General features: G+C 61.3%; 10 protein-coding genes. 6 read left to right on the top strand and 4 right to left on the bottom strand.

What is annotated here, in order from left to right:
• Positions 1-325 precede the first annotated feature (325 nt).
• From AC4DF4_RS17315 to AC4DF4_RS17330, 4 genes are all read left to right on the top strand, one after another.
• A complete protein-coding gene (locus tag AC4DF4_RS17315) occupies positions 326-595 on the top strand; it encodes an excisionase family DNA-binding protein (protein ID WP_490049361.1) in 270 nt (89 codons plus the stop codon).
• 6 nt (positions 596-601) lie between these two features.
• Positions 602-1171 carry a VapC50 family PIN domain-containing toxin gene (locus tag AC4DF4_RS17320; protein WP_490049362.1) on the top strand — a complete coding sequence of 190 codons (570 nt, stop codon included), beginning with the start codon at positions 602-604 and terminating at the stop codon, positions 1169-1171.
• A 94-nt stretch (positions 1172-1265) separates the two neighbouring features.
• Positions 1266-1787 carry a 3'-5' exonuclease gene (locus AC4DF4_RS17325; RefSeq protein WP_490049363.1) on the top strand — a complete coding sequence of 174 codons (522 nt, stop codon included), beginning with the start codon at positions 1266-1268 and terminating at the stop codon, positions 1785-1787.
• Positions 1784-2044, top strand: a complete 261-nt coding sequence (locus AC4DF4_RS17330; protein ID WP_490049364.1) for a GIY-YIG nuclease family protein — start codon at positions 1784-1786, stop codon at positions 2042-2044. The genes AC4DF4_RS17325 and AC4DF4_RS17330 overlap by 4 nt, the downstream gene beginning before the upstream one ends.
• A gap of 103 nt (positions 2045-2147) precedes the next feature.
• On the opposite strand, the gene AC4DF4_RS17335 is transcribed toward AC4DF4_RS17330, so the two are convergent.
• The 4 genes from AC4DF4_RS17335 to AC4DF4_RS17350 all read right to left on the bottom strand — a co-directional run bounded on the left by AC4DF4_RS17335 (position 2148) and on the right by AC4DF4_RS17350 (position 5825).
• The gene (locus AC4DF4_RS17335) at positions 2148-2573 is read right to left on the bottom strand and encodes a ribosomal maturation YjgA family protein (RefSeq protein WP_490049365.1); all 426 of its coding nucleotides are present in this window, start codon (positions 2571-2573) and stop codon (positions 2148-2150) included.
• Positions 2574-2635: 62 nt separating this feature from the next.
• Positions 2636-3889 (bottom strand): DNA polymerase Y family protein, encoded by a 1254-nt coding sequence (locus AC4DF4_RS17340; protein ID WP_490049366.1) that lies wholly within the window; start codon positions 3887-3889, stop codon positions 2636-2638.
• Positions 3819-4256 (bottom strand): TspO/MBR family protein, encoded by a 438-nt coding sequence (locus AC4DF4_RS17345; protein ID WP_490049367.1) that lies wholly within the window; start codon positions 4254-4256, stop codon positions 3819-3821. Before AC4DF4_RS17345 ends, AC4DF4_RS17340 begins: the two co-directional genes overlap by 71 nt.
• Before the next feature lie 57 nt (positions 4257-4313).
• A complete protein-coding gene (locus tag AC4DF4_RS17350; RefSeq protein ID WP_490049368.1) occupies positions 4314-5825 on the bottom strand; it encodes an NRAMP family divalent metal transporter in 1512 nt (503 codons plus the stop codon).
• Between AC4DF4_RS17350 and AC4DF4_RS17355 the strand changes: the two genes are divergently transcribed.
• Together AC4DF4_RS17355 and AC4DF4_RS17360 are read left to right on the top strand one after the other, a co-directional pair.
• Entirely contained in the window at positions 5813-6082 is a 270-nt protein-coding gene (locus tag AC4DF4_RS17355) for a hypothetical protein (RefSeq protein WP_490049369.1), read from the top strand. The two genes, AC4DF4_RS17350 and AC4DF4_RS17355, sit on opposite strands and share 13 nt — an antisense overlap.
• A gap of 368 nt (positions 6083-6450) precedes the next feature.
• A complete protein-coding gene (locus AC4DF4_RS17360) occupies positions 6451-6813 on the top strand; it encodes a sulfatase-like hydrolase/transferase (protein ID WP_490049370.1) in 363 nt (120 codons plus the stop codon).
• Positions 6814-6921: the final 108 nt, after the last annotated feature.

Consider the following 6921-nt stretch of genomic DNA (forward strand, 5'->3'; position numbering starts at 1 on the left):
AGCGCGAAAGAGCAATCCGAGCTTGCTGGGGAGATCAAGTTCTCGTATCAAATGTCCATCAGCCAGCCCGCTGAGATTTTAACAATTTAACGGAAAGAAAAATTTCCCCACGAAAAAGCCCGCATCAAACTCAAATCACTCTATCCAACAATTTGAATTTTACGAGACACTAGAACCATCCCGTCTGAGCCCAAGCGATCAGGACGCACTGCGCAGCCTGCTGGACGCGCTGCACGGTCCCAGCCATCCCACCAACGCGACGATCACTGTAGGAAACAGGCCGATTTCACTCCCGACCCTCGCACTGGGACTCGTCACCGAGCTGGTGGAACACCTTGCCGCAGGCCGCTCTGTCACGGTCCTAAGCGGCGAGGAAGAGATTTCGCCACGGGAAGCGGCGGAGTTGCTAGGGGTTTCCCGGCCCTTCGCCTCTAAGCTGTTCGATGAGGGGAGGATTCCTAGCGGCCGCGTGGGCACCCACCGTCGGGCCTTCGTCAAGGACGTGCTCGCCTACCGGGAGCACCAGCACGCCGCACGACTCGCCGCACTGGACGAACTCGCAGCGGAAGGCCAACGACTCAACTTGGGATACTGAAGCAGCATGATTTCCCCCGTTGTCGTCCTTGATGCCTGCACTCTCTACCCGGCGGCATTGCGCGACGTTCTGATGCGGCTGGCGCTTCACCAACTCATTCTCGCCCGCTGGACGGATGCCGTTCACGACGAGTGGATCGAGGCGGTGCTCCGCGACCGGTCGGATCTCACCCGTGAGCGACTCCAACGGACCCGTGAGCTGATGGATCTCCATGCGGAGGGCAGCCTGGTCACCGGTTACGAGTGGAGGATGCAAGACCTCGAACTCCCCGATGTGGACGACCGCCATGTGCCGGCCGCCGCCATCGAAGCCGAGGCTGGCATCATCCTCACATGGAACTTGAGGGATTTCCCCGAAGCCGTGCTCGCCAGTCATGGCCTCCGTGCGGCAACCCCGGACGAGTTGCTCGCCGGACTCATCAAAGAGCACCGGAAAGGGATGATTGCTGTGTTGCGCGAGGCTCGCCTCAGCTTGAAACAGCCGCCGCTTACCGCCGCCGAATATCTCGCAACCCTGCGCAACCAAGGTCTCACGCAAACCTGTGCCCTGCTGGAACACTGCCTCCTCGAACTCTGACGTCGCCATGCTCAACCCCATTCTTTTCACGGAACGCGCCGAGTATGCCGAAGCGTGGCCCTTGTGTGGAGGAAAGCAGTAAACCCGGAAAACAATGAGCTGGATCATGGTCGATATTGAAGCCGACGGGCCGATTCCCGGCGACTACTCAATGGTTTCCTTCGGTGCCGTGGTGGTCGAGCCGGGGTTGGAGCGGACGTTCTACGGCGAGCTGCGGCCGATTTCGGAAGCGTTTGTGCCTGAGGCGCTGGCTGTGAGTGGTTTCAGCCGTGAGCAGACGCTGGCGTTTCCGGAACCGGAAGAAGTGATGCGGCGGTTTGCCGCGTGGGTTGCAGAGGTGGGTGCCGGGCGGCCGATGTTCGTTTCCGACAACAACGGATTCGACTGGCAGTTCATCAACTGGTATTTCCACCACTTCACCGGAGCCAATCCATTCGGCTTCTCATCCACGAACCTCGGCAGCCTCTACAAGGGCCTGGTGGGCGACATGACCAAAAACTTCAAGCACCTGCGGAAAACCCGCCACACGCACCACCCGGTTGATGACGCCAAGGGAAACGCCGAGGCGCTGCTGGCGATGAGGGATGACATGGAACTGAAGATTCGACTGTCATGAGTGAATCCTGTTGGTCGGTTTATATCATACGCTGCGGCGACGGCTCGCTCTACACGGGGATCGCAACCGATGTGGAGAGGCGTTTCGGGGAGCACGTTTCGCAAGGGCCGAAGGCGGCAAAGTATCTGCGCGGACGGCTGCCGCTTGAGATCGTCTATCGAAAGGAAATCGGCAGCCGCTCCGAGGCGAGCAAGGAAGAGCTGAGGATCAAGCGGATGGAGGTGAAGAGGAAGGTGGGGCTTGTGAATGGCGGTTGATTGCGGCTAGCCAGCCGACCCACATTGCCGGGATGCCGGCGGCGGCGAGAAGTGCGCTGACATCGTCTCTGCGGTGGCAGTTGCGTGGCGACCCCGTTGACGCTCAGTCCCGCAAACACCACTCCGCCAACGCACCAAGCGCAATCCCCAAGGCATACGCCAACAAGTCCGGCCAGTTGAAGGTGTTTCCCAGCACCAGTCGTCCGGGCAGCGTCGCGCGGATCGCGTCAATCCACGGCGCGTGGTAAAGCTGTGAAAACTCCACACCCCACGCGAACGTAAGGGCCAGCAGGGCGATCAACAACGTCGATGCACGAGGGAACAGGAAACCGAAGCCCACGAACACCATCAGCGCCCACAACGCATCGCCACCGTATTTCGAAATGACCGGCGGCAGGGGAATGGTGCCGGAGCGCCACAGCAGGCCGCATGCGATCACGGCGACTGCGAGCAACGCATACAGCACGCGGTTCCGCGAGGAAGACGGTGGGTAGTTCCGGGCGGGCCGGATGTGAAGGCGGTGCTGCATGGGGCGGGCGGACGTTGTAGCGGTGTTTCTGATTTTCAGGCAAGTTGGATGAGTGCGTTTCCTCAATCCTGCTCCAACTCCAGATCCGGGATGTGGGTGAAGCTGATGCGCATGGGTGCGGTCTCGCGGTTGTCCTGGACGCTGCCGAAATACACCACCTTGCGGCCGTAGCGGGCGCGCAGCTTGTCGATGGTCTCGTCCAAACGCCGCTGCTTTTCCGTATCGAACGAAGCCATGGAGTCGGCGACCGTCTGGAAGAGTGACGGCGTGTGATTAGACCGCTCACAAAACCGGGTGAGCACCACGCCGACTTGCAGCAGTTGGCAGCGTGGTTCAGGACGATCACGCCACAAGCGGTCGAGCAGCCGCATGAAGAGTAACGTGGAGTCAGTTTCCTCCGTCCGCGCCTCGGCTGCCCATGACACGCCGCGCAGAAACGCCACCTGCATGGTGAGCGACCCGGCGAGCAGGCCGTGGGAACGGAGCCGCTCGCACGCCTTGTGCAGCAGCTTGCAGAGGATCGGCCATGCCTTGTCCGGGTGTCGGCAATCCGGCGGCAGCACATGGCTGTGGCCGATGGTTTTGCGGGCTGATACCAGGTCTGGAATTTCATCGCCGCGCAACAGGTGCCACAGCCGCTCACCCATCACGCCGCCCCACACATGCCGCAGCGTTGGTTTGGAGGCAGCGCAGAGTTCGGCCGCCGTGTAGATGCCGCCGGCATGCAGGCGCGTCTCCATGCTGCGGGCGATGCCGGTGAAGTCCCGGAGCTTGAGCGGGTGCAGGACCTGCGGCAGATCGTGATGCTCGATGATGAACAGACCGTCTGGCTTGCGCATCTTGCTGGCCATCTTCGCCAGATACTTGTTTGGAGCCGCGCCGACGCTCACCTTGATGACGGGGGACACGTCGCACGCCACGGTTTCCTTGATGCGGCGGCCGATGGCTTCGACGGTCTGCGGCTCGCGCAGGTTGTAGGGCAGCCAGGCCCACATCTCGTCAATGGACAGGACGGCCTCGACGTGGATGCAGTCCTCGACCGCCGCGATGATCTGGTGGTGATAGCGGATGTATTCCGAGGGCTTGGACTCCACGATGGCAATGCCGGGACACATGATCCGGGCGTCGCTGATGCGGGTGCCGGTTTTCACGCCAAACGCCTTGGCCTCGTAACTGGCCGCGATGCAGCACGAGCTTTCCGCCATCACCGGAGCCACGCCGACCGGCCGACCGCGGAGGGCGGGATCAAGGTGTTGTTCGACCGACGCGAAGTAGGAATCGCAATCGACGAACAAGGCGGTGAGCGGCTTGGGCACGGCGGATATGGGTGCACCCGGGCGGCTGGCGGGTCAATCGGAAAGTGTTCACTTGAACTGCCTTTCTGGTGTTGGTGGCCGCGAAAATTCCTCCCGGGTGTGAGTTGTCGCCGGCCGGATTCATCCGCCACAGGGTGAAGTTGAGGAGGGCTGCAAAAGTCACCCACGCCAAGCATGGCGCGAACAGCAAGCCCGCCGTCTTGTGGACGCGGTGGAAACTCACGAGCGCGAGCAGGATGGCAATCCACCGCGCCGCATACCATGCGCCCGGCAGCGAGAACATACCAGCCAGCGGCGCACAGAACGTGACGAGGATGAAGCCCGCGAGGGCCAGGGCGCTGCGGAGTGCGGAGGGTGGTTGGTTCATGAGGGCCGTTGGCTACCGGAGATGACCATGGTGGAACCGGGCTTCCTCACCAATATATCAACTCAACCAACTCCAGCCCAGCGCCCCCACGCAGGCGATGACCAATACGATGCTTGTCCAGCCAGCCGCCCGCGACCACGGCCCCATCCGGGCTGTAGTCATGATCGATGCATCGCCCGCCAGCAGTTGCAGCGCGATCAAATGGAGCGGCAACAGCACCGCATTCACCACCTGACTCGTGTAGATCAACGGGATCAGCGGCAGCGCTGGCAGGGACACCACGCTCACCGCCGCGATGGTCAGCCCTACAAATGCCGCGTAGAACCACTGAAAATGACGCGAGTCCAGGTCCAGCGACGCCGGTTCACCGACACCCTCGGCGATCGAATAGGCCGTTGCGATCGGCACGACGGCTGCCGCCAGCAGTGCAGCACCCAGCAGGCCCGCGCCAAATAGCAAGGTCGCGAACCGGCCAGCCAGCGGTCGCAACGCCGTTGCCGCGTCAGCGGCGTTCTGGATGTGAACGCCCGCCTTGTTCAAGGTCGCCGCACAGGCCACCGCGATCGCCAGTCCGATCACGCCGGTGAGCACCGATCCAATCACCACATCCACACGCTCCCAGCGCAGCGACTCGACCGAGATCTTCTTATCCACCGCGTAGGACTGGATGAACGCCAGTCCCCACGGTGCCAGTGTCGTACCCAGTGCCGCGGAGATCGCGACCCATCCCGCCGCATTCACCGGCATGTGTGGGGTCGCCGAGTGGTGCCACACCGCACCCCAATCCGGCGCGGCCAGCACGCCGTCGATGATGTAGAGCGCCAGTGTTGCCGAGATGACAAGCAGCACGCGCTCCACCCGGTGAAACGAGCCCAGCACCACCACCAGTGAAATCAGCAGGCCCGCGATCGGCGCGCTGATCCACGACGGAATGCCGACCAGCCCCGCCGCCGCCGAGATGCCCGCATACTCGGCGCAGATCGTTCCGAAGTTGGCAAACAATAGCCCGCCGACCGCAAAGTAGCCCGCACCAAGACCCCATTTCTCGCGGATGACGCCCACGAATCCCTTGCCCGTCGCCGCCCCCAGACGCACAGCCATCAAGTGAAACTGCACCAGCAGGATCGTCGAGGCAGGGATGATCCATAGCAACCGGTAGCCGAAGTCCGCGCCAAGCACCGAATAGGTTGTGATGCCCGCCGGATCATCGTCAGACAAGCCGGCCAGCAGCCCCGGTCCCAGAACCGCCAGAAATGCCACCCAGGTCCCGCGCCCCGCCTTTTTCATCCGGCCAAACGTCAGTCCGATTCCACGCCGGTGGTGCGCCACGGCATGCGGTGGCGAAGCTCTCTTCTTCTGCTTCTTTCGGGCCGTGTGCCACACCTTGTGCATCGCGGTATGATTCACCGGTTTGCTCATGACCTCAGGATGACCCATGCACGGCAACTTTGCCAGCCAATCGTTCTTCATCGAAGTTACCCAGTTCATCAAATGTTGATCCCGCGAGAGCCATGCGCGCTTGAGTTTGAACCGGAGTTCCTGATTTCGTCTCCCGCATGCTGATTCCATCCGATACCTCAGAAGATTTACGTCCCCTCGTAACGGCGACCACCATCGCGGAAGTTTGTTCCGTGACCACACGGGCGATTTCGCTTTGGGCGCAGAATGGCCTGATTCCATGCATCCGCATTGGGAAGAAGACCGTTCGCTTCGTTCCCGGGCATGTGGAAATGGCACTCGGCTTGCCGCATGGAATCATTCGTCCGCAAATGCCGAAAAAGAAAATCCAGCCGCTTGACCGGCAGTTAGGACGGAAATGGCGTTGAAATTTTAGCGGCGATTGGCTGGGGTGCCCAACCGGGTAATCAGGCCACTTTGAGTTTCGGAGCCGGAAGGACTTCCCTCTGGATCTGGGCACCTTTGTCGGCGACTGCGCGGAATCGCCATGTCCCTGGCTGCCTTGGCTGCTGGAATTTCGCGAGCTTCCAGTTCATCGTGAATGAGGCCGGCGGCGGGGTTGGTGCGGAGTTTCATTGGATTGGCGGGTGCCTTCGGTTTCAGCGAGGGAATCTGGCGATCGTACTCACCATGGCTTTTTGTCCCGGCTGGCTATTGGTTAAACGATCTCACCTCCGGGCTAGATGTTCTTTTCCGGAAAGGCGTATTTGTTCCAACGGTCGAGACGTTCGGTGGCATGTTCGGCACGATGAGCGGTGCGAACGGCGTTCGCCCGCGCTGGGCGCAGATGCTGCCCGCCTTCCTCAAGCCGCTGGGCTACCGCTCCTATCATTCCGGCAAGTGGCACATGGACGGCGACCGCCTGCCCGCCGGGTTCGACCACTCCTATTCGCTAGAGGACCCCAACCGCTTCTTCTCGCCGCAAAGCCATTTCGAGGACGATGTCCAACTGCCGCCTGTCGATCCGGGCAGCGGCTATTACTCGACGAGGTTCATCGCGGATCACGCCATCAAATGCCTGAAGGAACACGCGGGGAAATTTCCTGACAAGCCGTTTTTCGAATACCTCGCGTTCACCGCCACGGCATTTTCTTTTTGAATGAAATCCCCCCAGCGCATCCCGATTCTAAGAAAATCCTAGACAAGGCATCCCATTTCGTCTCTGTTTGGCTCGCATGAAAGCCATACTCGACGACAACACGATGGC

It is taken from the genome of Luteolibacter sp. (assembly GCF_058122085.1).